The following is a 20878-nucleotide window of genomic DNA, read 5'->3' as shown; positions in this document are numbered from 1 at the left end:
GCACGACGTTCAGCGGAATGCGGTGAGCGTGCCGTCCATGAACGCCACGTAAAGGGTGGAATCGGTGAGCAGGGGGGTGGCCTGAATGCCGCTCGGGCTTTTGATCTTCCAGACCAAATCTCCGGTTTTTTCGTTTAAGGCAAGCAGGTCTCCATCTTCACTGCAAACGTAAACCACCCCAGAGGACACCACCGGACTGGCAGTGATTCGGGAACCGACGGAGCAGGTCCATAGGTCATCGCCCGTGTGCAAATCCAGGGCATACAACTGACCCGCCCATGAGCCCATGTACACCCTTCCCTGATGGACCGCCGGGCTGCACCAGACTTCGCCTTCCAGATCGTAGGTCCATTCGAGGACATCCTCGGGGTTGGGCATGTACCTGCCGTTTTGCAAGGTCAGTTTGAGGGCGTGCAGTTCACCTTCCCAGGTGGGAACGAGCAGCATCAGTTGGTCCCGAGAAATGGGCGCAGCCACCGGAGTGGCGTGAACACTGCTGAGTTGCAGCTTCCAGAGCGATTTTCCGGTGCTGGCGTCCAGTCCATACACCCAGCCTTCTTCATCGGCGAGCATGACCGTGCTGGCCCAGATGGTGGGGCTTCCGGCCAGAGGGCTCTGGGTTTTGAAGGCCCATTTCATTTCTCCGGTTTTGTGGTGCAGGGCATGCAGGTGGCCGTCTCTGGCAGCCACAAAGTACAGGTCTCCGAAACGGGTGGGCGCAGTGGTGATTTCACTGCGGGCCTGATGCCGCCAGTGCTCGATGCCGGTTCGCACATCCACCGAACGGACCACCCCATCCCATGAGCCGTACACCAGTCGGTCCCCTTCAAGGGTGACGGGTGCAGTGACTTCGTCTCTGGCGCTGTATTCGGCATGCTTGCGACCCGTGTGTTCGTACACAGCGACGGTGCCTTTTCGGGTGCCCACCGCAATGAAATCCCGGTCTCCGATGACCGCTGAAGGCCATGACACATCCGTTCCCAATCGAACCGACCAGAGCGATTTCAGGGGCCGGGTGAAGGTGGGACCGCCGGGATGGTACCCTGCCCGGGCAAGTCCGCCACGGTACTGTCCGGGGATGGTGTTCCGAAGCAGGCAGTCTCTGGCCTCTTCAATGACCGAGATGGCCGCAGAACCGCTCATGGGCCGTTTCTTGTGGTCTTTTTCCAGAAACTTGAGGACCGCTTCCGCCAGAGGCTCTGGAACCGCAGGGTTCACTTCACTGGGATGGACAGGAGGTTCGTAAACGTGCTGGTAGAGCACGGCCTGATCGTTGTCTCCCTCGAACGGCACCTGTCCGGTCAGGGCACGGTACATGACCGCCCCAAAAGCGTAAATGTCGCTGTGCGGTCCGACCACCCCTCCTCTGGCCTGCTCAGGGGCCATGTAATGGGGCGTCCCGAGCGTATACCCGGTGCGGGTGAGGTCGCGGGTCACATCCTGCGAGGCATACACCAGACCAAAATCCATGATGCGAGGCAAACCATCTGCCCCAAACAGGATGTTGTGTGGGGTGAGGTCCCGGTGAATCATGCCCCGTTCGTGCATGTATTCCAGACCGTACAGCACGGCTCTGGACACCCGAAAAAACCGTTCGAAGGACTCGGGGGTGCCTTCCAGAGGACCCACTTCGTGGAAAGCCCCCCCATTCAGGAGTTGCATGGTGAAAAACAACCTGCGGTCTTCGGTGTGCCCGAGGTCGTAAATGGTCACCACATTGGGATGGATCAGCTTGGCCAGCGTGCGGATTTCCCGTTCAAAGCGGTGCCGGTCTGCGGGAATCACGTAATCGTGCAGCACCTTGACGGCCACCTCACGCCCGAGGTGGTGGTCCAGCGCACGGTAAACCAGAGCACTGCCACCCTCTCCGATGCATGCCTGTAGTTGGTAACGGTCAGGGAGGTGAATGGACTCCACCACAACACTATATAAAAAGGAACGCACAGGTGTGCGTTCTCTGGGTTTCACTTTGAGGTTGCAGATGTTGCAGGAGACTGAAGGCCAACCCTGACAGCTTCGTTCAAAGGTCAGTACAGGGTCTTGGTGAACGTGTCATCGGAAGGGGTGACGGTGCCCTTGCCTCCAGACTGGTCGTATTTGCTGCTGGCATTCATGACGGTGGTGGCTCGGGTCAGGTCCTGACTTGCGGTCACCCCCATGCTGCTGTTCACCGGGAAACTGCGGGTCCAGAAGTACCAGCGTGGGGCCACCGAGTGCTTGCGTGCCACCCCCTGAGCCACGTTCCAGTCAAAGATGTAATCGGGGAACACTTCGGTGCGGGAGACCGATTTGATCATGGGTTCGTTGTTGTCTCCGCCCAGATCGTTGACCCGAGAACTCTTGATCCACTCGAAGACCACGCCGCTTTGCTTGAGGATGGGCACAAGCCTTCTGGCCCGAGCAGCAGGATGGGCATCTGGCGAGAGGTAACTGTAACTCTGGCCCGAGTCAGCGCTGGGTGGGCTCCAGTAGGGATCTGCGAACACCACCCGGCGTGGTTTTTTGCTGTTGGGGAAACTGGTGTCGTTGTAGAGGTTCCAGCTTGCGGCCAGAACCATCTGACTTCCCAGAGAGTGCCCGACAAATCGAACTTCAGAGCCTGTGAATTGGGCCATGGCAGCCTTGTAATCCAGAGCGAACTGGTCTCCTGCGGGGCGGGTCAGGCTGCCGGTGGTGTTGAAGGTGCCATCGGCCTTGCGGAAACGCATGTTCACGTTGGGGTAGGTGGTGGTCCAGATTTTGGCCTGTGCTGCGTAGGGTTTGCCCAGCACGCCATCGTCATCGGCGAGTTGGGTCCACTGGTAGATGCCGACATTCCAACCTGCCTGAATCCATGCATCGGCCACATTGAGGTTGCCTTCGGAGAAGAACAGGTCTTCCCGTCCGTTGCTCTGCAATGTGGTGCCAATGCGTCCAGAGGCGGTCAGACCATTGTTCCAGCCGTGCACGTAAATGATGGTGGGTTTGGAGGGATCGAAGTAACCGGGAATGGCGGCCCCATCTGCTCTGGCTTTGCAGCCCACCCCTCCCCTGTCGGTGCTTTCTGAGGGGCTGTACCAGTAAAGGCCCACATTCAAAACAGAGCTGTTGTAGCCGGTGTCCAGTTGGGTCGGACAGGCTGCTGCCAGAGGTGAAATGCCTGAGGCGTCATCGATGTTGAATTGCAAGTGGTTGCCCCAGTCCTGCTCGGAAACCGCTTGTTGCTGTGGGGCTGAATTGCCGCAGGACGCCAGAATCAGGGTGGTGGTGCCAAGAACAACAGACATCAGGGAACGTTTCAGGTGCATGCAAACCTCCAGCCACCAAGGGGTGGCTTCACAAAACCCGAAGCAACAAATTCTGGGTCAAAAAACAAATCCCAGAGCAGGATTCTCGGGTAAACTTGATTGATGTAACAGGATTGAAATGAATATATCGGGTTCAAATTATTCAATCAAGGGAATCTGTATAGACAAGTCCTCGGATGAAGATCTGTTTTCTGGAACACATTTTTTCTTTTCTTGCCCCGGCCACTTTCTTAAAATTTTGAACTCTGGCTCCGAAAAACTTGCATATTCCCTGAAATCCAGCAAACCTTCAACTGTTTTGAACTGCGTCCAGAAAAAACATTTGTTTGCAGATGGGTTTCGCAACCCCATTCCAGCTTTCCCGAAATGCTACAGACAGCCTTCATGCAGGGCTCTCAGAATGGGGTCATGGTTCCGATGTGGTTGCAAGCAGGATTGTGGGGTTTGCTGTCAGGATCTGCACTGCTTGTCGGTGCAGTGTTGGGTTATTTCACACGCATTCCGCAACGTGTGGTGGCGGCCATCATGGCTTTTGGCAGTGGCGTGCTCATTTCAGCCCTCTCGTTTGAATTGATGGAAGAATCTTTTGAAAAAGGAGGTTTTCTGGCCACCGCTGCAGGTTTTCTGGCAGGCGCAGTGATTTTCACCTTTGCCAACCAGAGGCTTGCCCAGAGCGGAGCCAAACACCGCAAACGCACCGACAAACAACCCTCCGAAAAGGAAAATGCGGGCAGTGGAATGGCCATCGCTGTGGGGGCCCTGATTGATGGAATTCCCGAGTCCATCGTGATCGGCCTGAGCCTTTTGGAAGGTGGAAAAGTCAGTCTGGTGGCCGTGATTGCCATCTTTCTGTCCAACATCCCGGAAAGCCTTTCCAGCAGCACCGGAATGAAACAAGCCGGACGTTCCAGAGCTTACGTTTTTGGCATCTGGGGAGCCATCGCCCTGATCTCTGGCATTGCAGCTTTGCTGGGTTACAGTGTCTTTCAGCATTTTTCCAACGAAGTGATCGCAGCCACCACAGCCATTGCTGCAGGTGGCATTCTGGCGATGCTGGTGGAAACCATGATTCCGGAGGCTTTCGAGGTGGTCCACGATTACTCTGGCCTGTTCACGGTGCTGGGCTTTCTGTGCTCTTTTGTGCTCTCCAAACTGGGGTGAAGCACTGCAGCCAAGACAGAGCCGAGAGCCGAGAGCCGAGAGCCGAGAGCCGAGAGCCGAGAGCAACGTGCCATACACAAAAAACATTGTCAAGGGAGATCTTTAGGGGTGCAGCGGGCAAGTTCACCAAGTTGCGGTGAACTGTTCTGCACAAGACAGCGTGCTGCGCCCAGCGCAGACCTCCTAAACTTAAAAACTCCCTTGCACAGTTGCAAGGGAGTCCAACATTCAGTCGAGATTTCCAATTCCAAATCCAGCCCTCGGCCCTCGGCTCTGGGCCCTCGGCAGCTTAAGGCAGGGGGAAACGGCTGGCGAACCCATGCACTTCTTGCTGCACGTCTTCGCCTTTCAGGGCACGGTCAATCAGGGAAGCGATGGTGGCCATGTCGCTTTCTTTCATGCCACGGGTGGTGACGGCAGGGGTTCCGATGCGGATGCCGCCCCCGTGCATGATTTTCTCGGTGTCGTAAGGGAGGGTGGATTTGGAGATGGTGATGTGGTTGGCGTCCAGCAGTTTGGTGGCTTTGGTGCCGTTGATGCCCAGAGGACGCAGGTCCAGAATGAAGAGGTGGTTGTCGGTGCCACCACTGACCACACGGTAGCCACGCTTCACAAATTCACCGGCAAGGGCCTGTGCGTTTTTGATGACCTGCACGCCGTAAGCTTTGAACTCGGGTTGCAGGGCTTCGTAGAAGGCCACAGCCTTGGCAGCAATCACGTGCTCCAGAGGGCCACCCTGATAACCAGGGAACACAGCACGGTCGATTTTGGCACCAAGTTCTGCGTCACGGCTGAAGATCACACCACCACGGGGACCCCGCAGGGTTTTGTGTGTGGTAGAGGTGACCACGTGGGCGTAAGGGGTGGGGTTGGGGTGCAGTCCCGCAGCCACGAGTCCAGCGATGTGGGCGATGTCACAGAACAGGTAAGCCCCAACTTCTTCTGCAATTTTGCCGAAAGCTTCGAAGTCGATGATGCGGGAGTAAGCGCTGGCCCCGGCGATGATCATTCTGGGTTTGTGCTCCAGAGCCAGACGGCGCACTTCTTCCATGTCGATCAGTTCGGTGTTGGGGTCCACTTTGTAAGCGACCATGGTGTAGCTCAGGCCGGAGAAGTTGGCCTTGTTGCCGTGGGTCAGGTGTCCGCCGTGGGAGAGGTCCATGCCCAGCACGGTGTCCCCTTCTTGCAGGAGGGCTTTGTACACGGCAAGGTTGGCACTGGAGCCAGAGTGGGGTTGCACATTGGCCCATTCGGCACCGAACAGTTCTTTGATGCGGTCGATGGCCAGTTGTTCCACCTGGTCCACGACTTCACAGCCACCGTACCAGCGCTTGCCGGGGTAGCCTTCGGCGTATTTGTTGGTGAGCACGCTTCCGGCAGCTTCGCGCACTGCAGCAGAGGTGAAGTTTTCTGAGGCGATCAGTTCCAGCCCGTGGATCTGTCTCTGACGTTCCTGCTCGATCAGTTCAAAAATCTTGGTGTCTTTTACGGTGGTCTGCGTCATGTTTCAATGCTAACATGAAATAATCGTATAATCGTATACCGTCTAGACCTCAAAATGGGTGTTATCGGCCAAATCTCGCTTTTTGCCTGTGTTGTTACCCTTCCAGTTTAACCAGAGCACCCTCCAAAGTGCATCACATGTCCAGAAGGTGATCTCACGTACAATGTCTTGTGTATAGCGTGACAACCAGCAGCCAAACCCCCTGCTCTGGTTCCGTTTTTTCCATTTGCAACACACGTTATATCCAAAGAAAGGTTTAACATGGGCTTATTTGATCTTTTCCGTGGCGACAAAGGAGAAACCATGACCCCCCATCTGGCTTTTGCAGTGGCCATGATTTACATGATGGCTGCCGACGGCGAATTCCAGAACGAAGAAGTGGGCCACCTGTTGTCTGTGCTGGGCGGAGAATCTTCCAACGGCACCATCAGCGTGGGCTACAACAACAAACAACTGCTGGACCGGGCCTTCAAATATGCCCAGAAACACAGCTTGCAAGACTTCATTCAGCAAGCTGCCCCCATCCTGACCGACGCACAGAAAATCTGCATCCTCACCAACCTCGCAGATTCTTTGCTCGCAGACGGCAAAGTGCACCCCTCAGAGCAACGCATGTTCGATTACATTTTGGCTGGCTTTGGGGTCAGTGAGCAGATTTTCCGCCCTTACTTTCAGGTGCTGGCCATCAAGAACGACCGCACGGTTTTCACCAACCAGAGCCACCCTTACAACAGCCCACAGCACAGTGTGGACCTCAGCAAAATGAACTGAACCCCTTTCAGGCAAGCCAGAACATCACAGCACTTCAGGCAAACCCGGATAACCAAACAACACCCGGATCTTGTGGCAGGGAACATCCCATCCCTGCCGCATTGTCTTGTAGATGGACCATGCTTCTTCCCTCTCTCTGAGGGGAATGCCTGCACGCTCCAACTCCTGCCATGCATGTGCAAAATGCACTTCTCTGGCCTGTTCTACCTTTTCGGGGGTGACAACCACAGGCATGAACTTTTGAGCAAGGGTCTCAAAATAACCCCGGGTCAAACGCTCGGTTCCCGCCGTCACCAGACCATTTGCCAGACTGTTGTGCTCCTCTGGTGCCAGCATGGACCTGCAAAGGGTGGTGAGTTCCAGCACATGGGTCAGGGCCACAGGCAAAGCCATGTCATCTGGTTCATGGAAGTAATTCAAGAGGGTGTATTGCTGCTCGGCCATGAGGACCTCTGAAAGGGTGGTGCCGATGCCCGCCAACCAGTTTTTCAGTTCGTCCACACAGTCTGCCTGTACAGCTGTTCGGACCACATGGGCCGCATTCATGCCGTCGGACTTCCCGAGAAACCGGTGGATCTCGTAAGCCAGAGCCGTCACCCGACCCAGAGCCGCATAAAACGACAGCAGATAGGTCACCGCCACACTGATCAGGATGAACCCGCTTCCCGCAGCCACCACCGTCACCATGCGCATGATGCCGTCTTTGGGAACAATGTCTCCCACACCCAGCGTCGTCACACTGTATCCACTCACGTAAAAAGCCGTGACCCATCTGGACGGGGGCTCATCGACATAATAAAAGCGGTCCACACAGGGATAAAAAACCAGCGCAAAGCCCAGCCACAACAACAGAGCCCAGCCCACCACCGTCAAGACCACCAGCAAGGGTCCCAACCGTGAAAGGCGTCGACGTGCCCCTTTGGTGCCTGCACGGTTCCAGTGTCGCCAGACCTTCCAGATCAAATGGTGCGAATTCTGGGTGAATGGGCCAGAGAGGCCTCTGGGAATGAACACCGTGGCAAAAACGTCCCATGCCAGCAACACCAGCAGCACCAGACCCAGAATTGTAAAAGTCATGTCCATTGTTTTTCAGTGTCTCATGCAGCAGATCCGGGAAACAGTGGGGATCTCGCAAACCCCAAAAATGAACAATCGAGCAAGGATGTCACGCAAACCGTTTGATGGTCTGGCAAGGGCAAGCGTGAAAATGTCTCTCCAAATTCCGTGCGAGCCCTCCCATTCAACCCGCCAAAACCCGCCCCAGCCCGCCATTAAGCCACATGGCCTATTACGCCTGATTCATAAACACCTACCATGACTTACATGAATCTGGAAACGTTTATTGTCGAAGCCAAAGCACACACTTATGTTGGCAACAGCAGAAAGAGCCTGTCCTACCGCCCGAGTTCACAGGACCTGCAACACCACAATGGCGATTTTTCTTACCTCGACAGTTGCTTTGGAGGACGCGATTTCATTGGACAGGAAGTGGTCTACCACCGCAAAAACCCATTGTGGGCCATGAATTACTACGGACGCATCATCAAACCGGACCTGATCACCCCAGCCGAAGTCAGCACCATCCTGAAAGTGGCCCTCTCTGAACAGTATCAAGAGGGCCGTTTTCTGGGCGGATTCAAATGCCACCACCTCTGGGGGCTTTACATCGACACCAACTCTGGGGGGCATGAGTGCTTCACCGGTTACGAGTGGATCGAGGTGCAAGGGGTCAAGGCTTATGAATTGCATTATCACGGAGGCCTGATCCGTCAGGAGTGAGGGCACCTAGAATCCATCCGTTCACTTTCCAGCACCATGTTTCCAGCCTCCATCAATCTGTTTTTTTGTTCCGCCTTCTGCTTTCTGCCTTCCGCCTTCTCCACCATCGGTTTACCTTCTCACCTGTGGGGTCTATACTGTTCTGTGCGTTTTTCATGCCCCTGCACAGTGCAGGACCAGAGCAGAAAAGCATGGGAGGTCACCGATGCAAGAGATTCTTGATAAGTTAGCGGCCCTCCGGGAGTATCTTTGACATTCCCGCGAAGGAACGCCGTTTAAGGGAGCTGGAACACGAACTCTCCAACCCCGAGTTGTGGAACGACCAGAACCGCGCCCGTCAGGTCACGCAGGAGTCCAACGCCCTGCGCAAACTGACCACCACCTACAATAGCCTGAAAAGCGATGCTGAGGGCCTCAGTGAAATGCTGGAAATGGCTTCATCTGAGGAACTGGAGATGCTCAAAGAAGAAGTGGTCAGCGTGGAACAACGCGTGGACGACCTCTACAAAGAGACCCTCTTCACCATGAAGCACGCCGACACCCCTGCCATCGTGAAAGTCAAATCCGGTGCAGGTGGAACGGAGTCCATGGACTGGGCAGGCATGCTGATGCGGATGTTCATCCGCTGGGCAGAGCGTCGCGGCTACAAAGTGGACATCCTCGACATTCAGGAAGGCGAGCAGGCTGGAATCACCAGCGCAGAATTCATCATCCGGGGCGAAAAAGCCTACGGCATGATGGCCCCCGAGAACGGGGTGCACCGTCTGGTGCGGGTCTCCCCTTTCGACAGCAACAACCGCCGCCACACCAGTTTCGCTTCGGTGGAAGTGGTGCCGGAGGTCCCCGAAGAAGAGATCAACATCGTGATTCCCGACAGTGAAGTCCGGGTGGATGTGTACCGTTCTCAGGGTGCCGGAGGTCAGGGCGTGAACACCACCGACTCTGCCGTTCGTGTGACCCACTTGCCCACGGGAACCATTGTGGCCATTCAGGTCACCCGTTCCCAGATCAAGAACCGCGAGATGGCCTTCCAGATTCTGAAGCAGCGCCTGTACGATCAGGAGCGCAAGAAACGCGAAGAGGAAGAAGCCAAAGCCCGTGGTGAACAGCGCAAAATCGAGTGGGGCAGCCAGATCCGCTCTTATGTGATGGACAAACAGTACATCAAAGACCACCGCACAGGCCTGATGAAGCACAACCCAGACGACGTTCTGGACGGTGACCTCGACGACCTGATGTGGGCCGGACTGGAATGGTTGGCAGGCAAACGCACCGCCGACGAATCCGGCGACGACGAATAAGGTTTTTGAATGGTCAGATGCCTCTCTGGGAGACCAGAGGGGTGTTTTTTTGGCAGAAGGCTGAAGGCCAAGGCAGAAGGCTTTCTGGGGCCAGAGGTCCACACACTTGCAAAGGCCATGGCCATTTTTTCTCAATCCACATTGATCCGCGAATGTCCTTTTGCCAGTCTCAAAATTGCGTCTTATCCGCCTTCTGCTTTCTGCCTTCTGCTGTTAGGATGAATCATCATGTCTGAACAACAACTCGAAAACTTTGCTGCCATTCTGGTGCAGGTCGGTCTGGGCCTTCAAAAAGGACAGATGGTGTCCATTTCCAGCCATGTGGGTCTGGAAGATTTCACGCGCCGGGTGGTTCGGCAGGCTTACAAGGCCGGAGCGAAGTTTGTGGAGGTGGAGTACCGCGATCCAGAGTTGCAGGTGCTCCGTTTGCAGCATGCCGATCCTGAAACGCTGGAGACTGTTCCAGAGTGGTTTTACAAAGCCCGTCTGGAGTTCATTGAAAAAGGGGGGTCTTTGCTCAACCTGTCCCTGAACCGTCCGGATGTGTTCAAAGGGCAGGATCAGGAGAAAATGACCCGCATGTCACGGGCCACCTTTCCTTTTGTGAAGCCCATCCAGCAACGCATGATGTCGGATGCGGTGGCCTGGGTGGTCAGTGTGATTCCCGATCAGGAGTGGGCTTGCAAGGTGTTTCCTGAGTTGCCAGCGCAGGAAGCCCTTGAGGCGCTCTGGGAGGTGATCTTCCAGATTGTGCGTGCCGATCAGGAGGATCCTGTGCAGGTCTGGAAAGCCCATGTGAAAAGCCTGCATGCCCGCAAAAATTGGCTGAACGAACAGCGTTTCACAGCGTTGCATTTTCAAAATGCCCTGACCGATCTGACGGTGGGTCTGGCAGAAGGGCACATCTGGGCCGGAGGGTCTGGTGTGGCCCATGACCCGTTCAACACCGAATTTGTGGCCAACATCCCCACCGAAGAGGTGTTCACTTTGCCCGACTGCACCCGCATTGATGGCACTGTGACCAGCACTTTCCCTTTGAGTGTGCGCGGAACAGTCATTGACCGCTTCACCCTGACCTTCAAGGAGGGTCGGGTCACCCATGCAGAGGCCGACAACCATCAGGAAGTCTTGCAAGCCCTCCTCAGCATGGATGAGGGTGCCCTTTCTCTGGGTGAGGTGGCTCTGGTGCCCCACTCCTCGCCGATCTCGCAGTTTGGCAGACCCCTTTACCACGGGTTGTTCGATGAGAATGCCGCCAGCCACATTGCTCTGGGTGCAGGGTACCGGTTCTGCTTGCAGGGAGGTGGCGACATGACCGATGAGCAGTTCAGGGCTGCCGGAGGCAACGTCAGTCAGGTCCACGAGGATTTCATGGTTGGCTCCAAAGACATGCAGGTGACCGGCATTCGGAGCAACGGTGAACGGGTTCCCGTCATGACCGATGGTGAATGGGCTTTCGAAATCTGATCCTTGTGACACAGATTTAAATCGAAACCGCTTCTGGGGTTTCCAGAGAAAGACGGCAGGGTTCAAAATCACCCTGCCGTCTTTGTGCTTTTTGGAGGATCAGATGTGCTCTTGTCTGCCCTCTTCGCTGTACACTTTGCACACCAGAGCCCACACCACCAGCAAACTGGGCAGAAAAAGCCACTCTGGCAAAAGGTTTTGAATCAGACGGATGTGCATGGGGGGCAAACCCAGAAAGCCTTCAAGGGTGTTCATCAACCACAGAAAAAAGGGGGGCAGCGTCCAGAGCAACGCCAGAGCCAGCATGGCCGGTTGCAGGAGCGGTTTGAGGATGCCCGGATTGTTCATGGAAGTGGTTACGCTGCATTGCGGATGGAGGTTCCCAAACTCGGGGTTAACATGGGGGGGTGAATCCTCCCTCTCTTTTTGCCTCACGCATGGCCATCAACATTTTCTTTGCGGTCACGGGCATTGCTTTTGCCAACTGGGTGGTGCGCATCCCGGATGTCAAAGCCAGTTTGCAAATGTCTCCCGAGGTGCTGGGTCTGGCCCTCTTGGGTGCAGCCATTGGTTCGCTGTGCAGCATGGTCTTTGGCGGATACCTGATGGCCCGCTTTGGCAGCAAAACGGTGACCACGGTTTCTGCGATCCTGACTTGCCTGTCGGTGATCCTGCCGGGTTTCGCTGGAAATGCATGGACCCTGTTTGGAGCCCTGTTCTTTTATGGGGCTTTCAACGGCATGATGGATGTGTCCATGAACGATCAGGCTGCCCTGAACGAGAAGCAGCATGGAAAAAGCATCATGAGTTCATTTCACGGGGTGTTCAGTCTGGGTGGGGTGATCGGGTCGCTGATTGGAGGGTGGCTCAGCAAAGAGCAGGTGCCGGTGGGAGAACACCTGATGTATGTCGGTCTGGCCCTTGTGGTGGTCGTTGCGGTCACCAGCCGTTTTCTCATTCCAACTCCGCCCCATCCCGAGGAGGCACACAATGAGCCGGTGTTCATCCGTCCAGCACCGTCCCTGTGGATCATTGGCATCATGGCTTTCTGTGTGATGCTCGGAGAAGGGGGCATGGCCGACTGGAGCTCGGTGTACTTGCGGGAAAACATCGGGGCCACCGAAAGCCAGGGGGCTTTTGGGTACGCTGCCTTTTCAGGTTTGATGATGGTGGGTCGTTTTCTGGGCGATGGGTTCATCAACCGTTTTGGGGCACCCAGAGTGGTGGCGTGGGGAGGGGCCATCATGGCACTCGGGTTGTTTGTGGGTCTGGGCATCAACACCCTGCCAGCCGTGATTCTCGGTTTCGCCTGTGTGGGGCTGGGCTGTTCTGCCCTGTTTCCCTGTTTCCTGTCCAGCGCCAGTCGAAATCCAGACATGCGGCCTGCCAGTGCCATCACCGCCGTGGCAACCATGGCTTATTTTGGCTTTCTGGCCGGACCTCCCGTGCTGGGTCTGGTTGCAGGTCAGTTGGGTTTGAAGATGGCCCTGTTCATCATTGCGGCTGCTGGGCTTTTTATTCTGTTCAACCACCGCAAAGTGCAAGCCTGAGCGTTCAGGCTTGATCTTGCAGGCGTTCCAGAGCCCGCTTTTGCAGGGCTCCTGATTTTTTTTGTGTGGCTTGAACAAGCACAGCCAGAGGGCAATCCTTGCGTTCAATCAGTTCCGACCACATGGTGTTTCCCAGTTCAGGGTTTTCGTCCAGATCGGCAAGTTGAGCAAGTGCTGTGAAGTGCTCTGGAGACAGCACTTCATGTTGCTGCATGAAACGTGTGAAGGCCTGATGGCGGTAATGCTCGGGGCGGGCATTGGGTTGGCTCTGGTAATCTGCTGCAAGCTCTGCCAGCAGGGCGTTGGACAGCATGCCAAGATGCAACCAGTCTTCGGTGAAACCCATCTCAAACACGATTCGGGCGAGGTCAGTGGAGGTCATGCACGGCTCCTTTGGTGGCATTCTGCACAGCAAAGATGAAACAAAAATGGAAGGAACGATTCTGCCAGAGGATGCCACTTTTCGAACCGTTTCTGGATCAGGCTCAGTTTATCACCTTTCCAGACGGCCTGAAAACGCCACACTGCCTGACCTTGCGGTGAGGGTTCTGCCTGAGGTCAAGGCCGGGTGCATCACCCCCAACCCAATCCCTGTCATCTGATATGCTGATGACGTAATGGTGGAACTCGGTGAACAACTTCAGGTGACAGGCAAAGCATTGAAAGTCAGATTTCGCGCAGAAACCGGATTTACCATTCTCAGTGCAGACATTCAAACCGCGCAAGGCAGAGACAGCGATGCCACTCTGGTGGGCATGATGCCTCCCATTGATGCCGGAGATCCTTTCGAAGCCGATCTGCTGGTGCAAGAACACCCTGAGTACGGTTACCAGTACAAGGTGCTCAACCTGTTCCTCAAAGACGACACCACCGACATGACCGAGGAAGGCATCATGGCTTACCTGCAAGCCAAAGTGGCGGGCGTGGGTCCCAAACTGTCCAAACGCATTGTGGATTACTTCGGACAGCAGACGTTCGAAGTGATCGAACTGGACCCCGAGAAACTCTTGCAGGTGCCCGGAGTCACCCGTTCCACCATCTTGAAAGTGCAAGCTTCATGGGATGAACGGCACGGTGAACGCAAACTGATCACAGGCTTGCAGTCTCTGGGCCTCAGTGTTTCGCAAGCCCAGAGGGCCATGAAGCAGTTTGGCAGCATGGCTCTGGAGGTGCTCAAAGACGACCTGTACCACCTGACTGAGGTGGAGGGGATCGGTTTTCAAACCGCAGACCGTCTGGCCCTGGAAAAAGGCATGGAGCCCACCGATCCCAGACGCCTGATGGCTGCAGCGGTTTATGCCATGCAGCAAGCCATGCAGCAGGCCGGACACACCTATCTGCCGAAAACCAGAGCCCTGAAGGGCCTCAAGTATTACACGGGCATCAGTGAAAAACTGGCAGAAACCTCTTTGCAGGATGCTCTGGAAGCTGGGCGGATCCTGCAAGAAGGGGACCGGGTGTATTTGCCTTTCGCCCTGAAGAACGAAAAGGCGCTGGCCCATGTGGTTGCAGAATTGCTGTCTGAACCACCGGAGGCCCCGTGGCGCGTGCCCACCCGTGCCGTCAAAGACCTCAGCGAGGAGCAAGCGCGTGTGCTGGAATGGCTCACCGATCACCGTCTGGTGGTGCTCTCTGGAGGCCCGGGCACCGGAAAAAGCTACACCACCCGCAAAGTGGTGGAACTGGCGGAAAACCTCGGGCTGGAGGTGGGTCTCTGCGCTCCCACCGGCAAAGCAGCCAGACGCCTGATGGAAATGACCCTGCACCCGGCAAGCACCATCCACCGATTGCTGAGTTATGGTCCAGAGGGGTTCCGTTTTGGACAACTTGAACCCCTCCCCTACGACCTGATCATCGTGGACGAGGTCTCCATGTGTGGCGATGGCCTGATGCTGGCCTTGCTGACCGCAGTGGCTCCGGGGGCCAGAATCCTGCTGGTCGGAGACGCAGACCAGTTGCCTCCCGTGGATTATGGCATGCCCCTGTCCACGCTGACCCAGATTGCACCCACCGTCTGGCTCACCCAGATTTACCGTCAGGCGCAGGACAGTCCCATCATCCGTGCAGCCCACCAGATCAAAAGCGGAAATGTGCCAGAGTTCTCCTTCAGAGAGTTCAGGCACATTCCTGTGGAAAGCGACACCGGAGCCAGACGGGTGGCGTTGCTCGTGGATTCTCTGGGCGGACCACGAAAAGTGCAGGTCCTGACCCCCATGAAAAAAGGACCTCTGGGTGTGGTGGCCCTCAATCAGGCTTTGCAAAGCATGTTCAATCCGGGCTCTGAAGGCACACGGGTTGGGGAATACTTGCTCAGGGTCGGGGACATCGTGGTGCAAACCAAAAACGATTACAACAACGAGGTGTTCAACGGCACCCTCGGTCTGGTGATCCGCGAAGGAAGTGGCAAAGTCCAGATTGATTTTGAGGGCAACGTCGTGGAAATGTCTGGAGCAGAGGTGTACCACCTGCACCTTGGGTATGCCCTGACCGTGCACCGTTCTCAGGGCAGCGAGTGGGACACCGTGGTCGGCGTCTTGCACGACACCCACTACAACATGCTGTCCAGAGAACTCGCCTACACCGCCGTCACCCGTGCCAAAAACACCTTCGTGGCTGTGGGCACCGAAAATGCATGGCAGATTGCCTCCACCCGCAGGCGCGAAGTGCGTTACACCGGTTTGCTGGACCGCATCAAAAAAATTCTCGGGTGAAACCACCCGAGGACAAAAATCAAAGGTTTCAGCGCGGAATTTGCAGTTTCTGACCCACCCGGATCAGGTTGGGATCGGAAATGCCATTGGCTCTGGCAATTTTCATGTAGCTTTCTTTGCTGGCATCCCCGTAAAAACGCTGGGCAATCTCTGAGAGGGTGTCACCAGCTTTCACGGTGTACCACTCATCTGGGATGTTGACTGGACCAGATTTGGGTTTGCTTTGTTGCGTGCTGGCCTGCGCCTCACGGAATTTCTCTTTGGCTTTTTCCACGATCTTCAGGTCCGAGGCATCCACACTGGCGACACCTTCGGTTTCTCTGGCGATTTTTTCGGCGAGGTTGTATTCGTGCTGGCTGTCCACGGCGCCACGCAGAATCACACTGCGGCCTGTTTGCAACACATCAATGGGATCGTCTTTCAATTCCACATTGGCTTCGATGTTTCGCAGCACGGCTTTGGCAATCTGGCTGCCTTTGATGTCCTGTTGCAAATCATCCAGGTCTTGCTGGCTCTGGGATCCTGTCACGGTCTGGCTGGCTTTCACTTCCTGAGGCTGCACGGTCTGTCTGGCACGCAGCCCCGAAAGGTCCACTTGCTTGACCCCTTTGATGCCTTCCGCCACCACTTCAATGAGCTGGTGGTAGTTCTGATTGGGCACTTCACCAGAGATGCTGACGGTGCCTCCGCGTTCTTGAACATCCAGGTTCAAGGACTGCAGTCTGGGGGTCTGTTTCAATGCATCTTTGACTCTTTCTTCAGTGCTTTTGCCAAATGGCCACATGGTGTCCTCCTTAAAAATCCATTCAAACTGAACTTTTTCAGGGTAAAGGGGTTTCCAGTGAGGATGCGCAAAGGCAGATTGGGATTTCTTTAAATTGAATTCAAAAACACAAAGCAGAAAACGGTCATCAAAAAAGCCCGCCAGAGCGGGCTGAAAACCATGCATCTCAACACCAGTTCAGATTCTGACCCGTTGCCCTTGGCCGGAAAGTCCCTCGATGAAGCCCAGATCGCCCTGCAGCAAATTCCACATGGTGTCCATGGCCTTGAGGGCATTTTTTTGCATGGCATCTTTGCGGGCAGCAAACAGCAATTTGGTGAAGGGAGAAGCAATCAGGGTGAGTTCCTGTTGCATTTTGAAGAAGTCTCCCTCTGGATGGCATTCCCGCTTGATCAGCAGTTCCACCCCTTTGCTGACTTGCACAGACATCACATAGCTGCGGTGGATTTCACAGGACATCACCTGAAAGGTGCTGGTGGTGCCATCAGGGTGGGTGATGGTCCCTGTGGCCCCCTGCTTGAAGGCCCCTTTCATTTCAACCTGTGCCACATCTGGATCCCAGCGTGCCCAATAACGGGGATTGGTCCAGAGCTGCCAGATGGCTTCAACAGGGGCATTGGTGGTGGCTGCGATGGTGTTGATTTGCATGGTCTGTCCTTCCTTTGCTCAGATGGAATGGGGTTGTTTCAGTGTACGGAATAGGTTCTTTCAAGATTATGACTAAACAGAAGGGATTGCAATGCATTTTGTTCAGTAAACTTGAATTTGTTTAGTGATACTTTGTTGTGTTTTCCTTGGATTTTCTGCGTCTCTCAACAGCAAGACAACTTGTTTTCGTAACAAACCCTGTTTATCCATCCAACCTTTTGGGCCACAACCCTTTCAATTCGATGTATTTTGATGATTTGTTTAGTAAACTTTTTGGTGAAGCTGTTTTGTACCCAGTCCAAACAAGTAAAACCTGTCTAAAACCATAAGCACCTCTGGGGACTCCAGAGGTGCTTATGGGCCCTCAGATGGTCTTCAGGCCGTCAAAATCAAGGGACGCCCACCCGTAATCACCACAGTGTGCTCGAAATGGGCACTGAGGCTGCCATCCATGGTGGTCAAGGTCCAGCCGTCTTTGCGGGTTCTCACCCTGCCCCGACGACCCACACTGATCAGGGGTTCAATGGCCAAAACCAACCCTTCATGCAGGGGGTAGCGGTCTCTGGGATGGTGGTAATTCAAAACGGTGGGTTCTTCGTGGATGGTGCGTCCAACGCTGTGACCCGAGAGTTCGCGAAGGACCGTGAAACCTCTGGAGGTCACGGTGTTCTCAATGGCTTTTCCAATGACATGGATGGGATTTCCAGCGGAAGCCACCTGCATTGCTGCTTCAAAAGCCGCTTCTGCACAAGCGATCAACTTCAGGGCCTGAGGAGAAGCAGGCGGAACCGCCACCGTGATGGCTGCATCGGCAATGTAACCATTCACCACTGGGGTCACATCCAGTTTGACCACATCTCCGGCCTGCAGCGGACGTGAAGTGGGCAACCCATGGACCACATCATCGTTCACACTGATGAAAGCATGCACCGGAGCCCCATACACTTGCCTTGGAGCAGAAACCGCTCCGTGCTTCCTGAACACCTCTCCGCACAAATGGTCCAATTCCAGAGGGGTGACGCCGGGCAAGATGGCTTCTTTCATGGTCTTTAAAGCTTCTGCAACCACTTTTCCGGCGTGCTGCATGCTTTGCAAATCGTGTTCTGAGTCAATGGACATGTTTTCTCCTTCATTCATCTGGGCCAAAGGGTCAGTAGACCACATCGCGGTACAGGGACATCATGGCTTCCTGCACTCCAGAGTGACATTCCAGCAGTTCTTTTTCCATCTGCTGGAGTTCTTCGGGGGTGAACAGGGCAGCAGCAGGTTTGTCAAAAGCCTGCAGCCTCTGGATGCGGTAGGCGGTGGGCGGGTGGGTGGACTGCAGACGATAACCTTCCATCATCTCTGCACGGCGAAGGCGCTCTCCTTCTCTGGCAGGAATGTGGGACACATGCTCTTTGAAGGCCAGAAACACATCCCAGCGGTTCCGGTTGCGGATGGTGTGTTCCAGAAAACGGTAGTACACCGTGCCAAGGTGCATTTTCCTCAGGACCGAAATGGTGCTCTGGGTTCCAGCGATGGACGCAGCAGCATCGTCTGCAAAATATTCGGCCCTCTGGCTGTCTTCATAGAGGCAGGAAGCCATCACGCGGTAGTACCCCCAGAGCGGTGCTTCCATCCATGCAGCGGGCAGAGGATACATCAGGATGCCCAGAATGTTGCAGGCCCACTGGAACATGAACGACCTTGAGAAATCCCCGTTGGCCTGATGGGCCATTTCATGGGCAATGATGGCCAGCTTTTCTTCCGGGCTGAGGTTGGCCATCAGGGGAAGCCCCAGGGTCATCACTGGGGTTCTGCGGTGGGTGTAACGACCCATCGAAGCGTTGTGGTGCCAATCCAGAGCCACACCCTCCAGACGGGCTCCGAGTTGTGCTGCCACTTGCTGGCAAATGCGGTGCAAAGTCGGGGTGCTCTGGGGGTCCAGCAGCATCAGGGGCATGGGGGCAGGCTGGGGAATGGTTTTGTAGGCCAGCATGAACAACAGTGCAGCCACGAACATGAATCCCACATTCCAGGTGATCAGGAGCAGCAAGCCCCCGACCACCAGAGCCACCGGAAACAACACCAGCAGCAAAGCCATGCCCATCCCAAGCAGTTTGCTGAAATGCAAATGGGGTTTCAGGTCACGCAAAGTGCAGTAGTGGTCAAAAATTTGCTTGCTGCGTTTTTCTCCAAGTTTGAGGGCCACCCGGTCCATCAGACCCATGCGGTTTTTGCTTTTGGCCTCTGGTTCAGGGAGCACGTTGTGGTTGCATGCATCGCACCACACTGGAAAACTGGGGTCCACAGGCATCGGATGCCCACATTTGGGACATGGGAGCGATTCCATCTGGGTTTCCACATTCATGGAGACACCTGCTTTGATCCTCTCGCTGAGCTGCAATCCGGTCTGGACGTGGAGCGTTGAGGGATGCTGTTCATGCCTCCATGATACCGGATTGGGGTCAGTGCAAAGTCGCTGTCGGGCCATGCCAACAGAGAGAGCCATCAGCCGTCAGCCATCAGCGATCAGCCAGAAGGAAAGTTTTCTTGCTGCTTTTTGAGCGTAAAATCTGAGTGGCTTTCATTTCGTGTCTTGGTGTTTGGCTGCTCCCTACAGCAAAAGCCTCCATACAAGCTTTTCACTGAATGCTGAGGGCTGAACGCTGAACGCTTTTTCAAGTGACATGCCAAAAGTAAGACTTTGCGTTTACCCTGGATACTGGATTCCTCCCCATGAACGGATCAGGTATGATGCTTACAGAAAAGGCAGCCTTTGGGTCATGCCTGTGCAGAGAGGAAGCCATGCGTTTACGACTCGACCCGTGGAGTGCAGACCAACCCCAGATCCAGACCCTTGAACCCCGCAACACCCGTTCTGAAATTCACTTCATGGAAGGCCCGGACTGGCAGGCCATCCCCTGCACACCCATCCCCCACAGCCTTGAATACGTGTACATCGTGGATGGCACCCGCCAGCTTTACGCCAACGTCACCATCGAAGATCAGGACCGTCTGGTGTTCGGAGGGCTTGGCGCAATTGCCACTGGAGCTGTAGAACTTCATCCTCACGGTTTGCGACCTGCCAAACTCAGTTATCTGGACTGCCAGAGGTTGCTGGTGGCCGGAGGAGGATATGTCCCCCAATCTCTCAGGCTCTCCCCTCTGGCCGGGCAGTGCCCCGAGTTGCTGTTCAGTCCACACACCGAACGGGACAACGAAATCCACACCCCTCTAAACGGCCTGCAGAACATGATGCTGCACATTGAGCAGCAACTCTCACACGACCTGAGTTCCAGCATCGAAGAGGTCTCAGTCCATCCGATTCAACTGAAAAGTCTGGTGTTTCAGGATGGCCGCCTCAGGCGCGACAACCCCGAGAAACTGGTGTTTGGGATTGTGAAAACCCAGTACACCCACTTTCTGCCCCCTGCTGAGCAACAACTGCTGGCCCAGCTCAAACCCAGAGAACGCACCCCCATCTTTTACTTCAAATACGAAGGGGAAACCTACGCCCGTTATTCGTGGTATGTGCGTCTGGCTGCCATGCCCCCTTACATGCAGTCTTATGGGGGTCTGGTGCGTGTGGAAGCTTACGCCCCCCCAGAGGTGGAAGATTTGCCTCCAGCCATCAAACTGGTGGCAGATTTCTCTGGCGAACTGCTCTCCAGACTGGCCAGCGAGTCTTTCAAAGACCGGCGTGCACCTCAGAACCTGATTCCCACAGGGGCTCTGGAAAAAGAACTCAAAAGAAGGCTGGGGGCCAAAGACATCGTCGAGCGCAGAATCCGCCAGTTCTTGATGGAAAGCCTGAACCCCACTTCTTGATTTCATCTGATTTTTACTTTGGATGGGGTTTTCAAAGAGAAGGCCCGAGAAATAAGTCAAACGGCATACAGCAAATGTGGAAGCACCACATTTGCCTTTTTT

The 20878-nt window shown here is 55.2% G+C and carries 18 protein-coding genes; 8 read left to right on the top strand and 10 right to left on the bottom strand.

Annotation, left to right across the window (positions count from 1 at the left end; all coding sequences use genetic code 11):
• Nucleotides 1–9: 9 nt before the first annotated feature.
• Both Q371_RS08985 and Q371_RS08980 read right to left on the bottom strand, forming a co-directional pair.
• Nucleotides 10–1917, bottom strand: a complete 1908-nt coding sequence (locus tag Q371_RS08985; protein ID WP_245618298.1) for a protein kinase domain-containing protein — start codon at nucleotides 1915–1917, stop codon at nucleotides 10–12.
• A 110-nt stretch (nucleotides 1918–2027) separates the two neighbouring features.
• Complete coding sequence (locus Q371_RS08980) at nucleotides 2028–3287, bottom strand: hypothetical protein (RefSeq protein WP_034339186.1); 1260 nt, start codon at nucleotides 3285–3287, stop codon at nucleotides 2028–2030.
• Between the two features lie 408 nt (nucleotides 3288–3695).
• Between Q371_RS08980 and Q371_RS08975 the strand changes: the two genes are divergently transcribed.
• Nucleotides 3696–4448 carry a ZIP family metal transporter gene (locus Q371_RS08975; protein ID WP_034339312.1) on the top strand — a complete coding sequence of 251 codons (753 nt, stop codon included), beginning with the start codon at nucleotides 3696–3698 and terminating at the stop codon, nucleotides 4446–4448.
• Between the two features lie 289 nt (nucleotides 4449–4737).
• On the opposite strand, the gene glyA is transcribed toward Q371_RS08975, so the two are convergent.
• Entirely contained in the window at nucleotides 4738–5952 is a 1215-nt protein-coding gene (gene glyA, locus Q371_RS08970; protein ID WP_034339183.1) for a serine hydroxymethyltransferase, read from the bottom strand.
• Nucleotides 5953–6255: 303 nt separating this feature from the next.
• On the opposite strand from glyA, the gene Q371_RS08965 reads away from it, so the two are divergent.
• Nucleotides 6256–6723, top strand: a complete 468-nt coding sequence (locus Q371_RS08965) for a tellurite resistance TerB family protein (RefSeq protein ID WP_211253821.1) — start codon at nucleotides 6256–6258, stop codon at nucleotides 6721–6723.
• Between the two features lie 24 nt (nucleotides 6724–6747).
• On the opposite strand, the gene Q371_RS08960 is transcribed toward Q371_RS08965, so the two are convergent.
• Complete coding sequence (locus Q371_RS08960; protein ID WP_169743814.1) at nucleotides 6748–7800, bottom strand: potassium channel family protein; 1053 nt, start codon at nucleotides 7798–7800, stop codon at nucleotides 6748–6750.
• A 237-nt stretch (nucleotides 7801–8037) separates the two neighbouring features.
• On the opposite strand from Q371_RS08960, the gene Q371_RS08955 reads away from it, so the two are divergent.
• The 3 genes from Q371_RS08955 (at nucleotide 8038) to Q371_RS08945 (ending at nucleotide 11270) form a co-directional block, all read left to right on the top strand.
• Nucleotides 8038–8502: a DUF5680 domain-containing protein gene (locus tag Q371_RS08955; protein WP_034339175.1), complete on the top strand. Its 465-nt coding sequence runs from the start codon at nucleotides 8038–8040 to the stop codon at nucleotides 8500–8502.
• Nucleotides 8503–8707: 205 nt separating this feature from the next.
• A protein-coding gene (gene prfB, locus Q371_RS08950; RefSeq protein WP_157442607.1) for a peptide chain release factor 2 occupies nucleotides 8708–9803 on the top strand; the annotation gives its coding sequence in 2 pieces (ribosomal slippage) (nucleotides 8708–8752 and nucleotides 8754–9803; 1095 coding nt in all).
• Nucleotides 9804–10031: 228 nt separating this feature from the next.
• The gene (locus Q371_RS08945) at nucleotides 10032–11270 is read left to right on the top strand and encodes an aminopeptidase (protein WP_034339173.1); all 1239 of its coding nucleotides are present in this window, start codon (nucleotides 10032–10034) and stop codon (nucleotides 11268–11270) included.
• A gap of 99 nt (nucleotides 11271–11369) precedes the next feature.
• Here the strand turns inward: Q371_RS08945 and Q371_RS08940 are convergent, their stop codons facing one another.
• Nucleotides 11370–11618 carry a hypothetical protein gene (locus Q371_RS08940; protein WP_034339166.1) on the bottom strand — a complete coding sequence of 83 codons (249 nt, stop codon included), beginning with the start codon at nucleotides 11616–11618 and terminating at the stop codon, nucleotides 11370–11372.
• Nucleotides 11619–11677: 59 nt separating this feature from the next.
• Between Q371_RS08940 and Q371_RS08935 the strand changes: the two genes are divergently transcribed.
• Entirely contained in the window at nucleotides 11678–12820 is a 1143-nt protein-coding gene (locus Q371_RS08935; protein ID WP_034339163.1) for an MFS transporter, read from the top strand.
• Between the two features lie 4 nt (nucleotides 12821–12824).
• On the opposite strand, the gene Q371_RS08930 is transcribed toward Q371_RS08935, so the two are convergent.
• A complete protein-coding gene (locus Q371_RS08930) occupies nucleotides 12825–13202 on the bottom strand; it encodes a hypothetical protein (RefSeq protein WP_034339160.1) in 378 nt (125 codons plus the stop codon).
• A 235-nt stretch (nucleotides 13203–13437) separates the two neighbouring features.
• Between Q371_RS08930 and recD2 the strand changes: the two genes are divergently transcribed.
• Nucleotides 13438–15531 (top strand): SF1B family DNA helicase RecD2, encoded by a 2094-nt coding sequence (recD2, locus tag Q371_RS08920; protein ID WP_034339155.1) that lies wholly within the window; start codon nucleotides 13438–13440, stop codon nucleotides 15529–15531.
• Between the two features lie 28 nt (nucleotides 15532–15559).
• On the opposite strand, the gene Q371_RS08915 is transcribed toward recD2, so the two are convergent.
• From Q371_RS08915 to Q371_RS08900, 4 genes are all read right to left on the bottom strand, one after another.
• Nucleotides 15560–16315 carry a BON domain-containing protein gene (locus Q371_RS08915; RefSeq protein ID WP_034339309.1) on the bottom strand — a complete coding sequence of 252 codons (756 nt, stop codon included), beginning with the start codon at nucleotides 16313–16315 and terminating at the stop codon, nucleotides 15560–15562.
• Between the two features lie 177 nt (nucleotides 16316–16492).
• A complete protein-coding gene (locus Q371_RS08910) occupies nucleotides 16493–16963 on the bottom strand; it encodes an SRPBCC family protein (RefSeq protein WP_034339153.1) in 471 nt (156 codons plus the stop codon).
• A gap of 375 nt (nucleotides 16964–17338) precedes the next feature.
• Complete coding sequence (gene map / locus Q371_RS08905; protein WP_034339307.1) at nucleotides 17339–18082, bottom strand: type I methionyl aminopeptidase; 744 nt, start codon at nucleotides 18080–18082, stop codon at nucleotides 17339–17341.
• 31 nt (nucleotides 18083–18113) lie between these two features.
• Nucleotides 18114–19316 (bottom strand): M48 family metallopeptidase, encoded by a 1203-nt coding sequence (locus Q371_RS08900; protein ID WP_034339151.1) that lies wholly within the window; start codon nucleotides 19314–19316, stop codon nucleotides 18114–18116.
• 437 nt (nucleotides 19317–19753) lie between these two features.
• Between Q371_RS08900 and Q371_RS08895 the strand changes: the two genes are divergently transcribed.
• Nucleotides 19754–20776: a DNA double-strand break repair nuclease NurA gene (locus tag Q371_RS08895; protein WP_034339149.1), complete on the top strand. Its 1023-nt coding sequence runs from the start codon at nucleotides 19754–19756 to the stop codon at nucleotides 20774–20776.
• The last annotated feature ends 102 nt before the right edge of the window (nucleotides 20777–20878 follow it).

This window comes from Deinococcus misasensis DSM 22328 (assembly GCF_000745915.1).
Classification (GTDB): Bacteria; Deinococcota; Deinococci; order Deinococcales; family Deinococcaceae; genus Deinococcus_C; species Deinococcus_C misasensis.
Note: the sequence above shows the minus strand (reverse complement) of the source record. Positions and strands in the feature narration are given on the sequence as shown.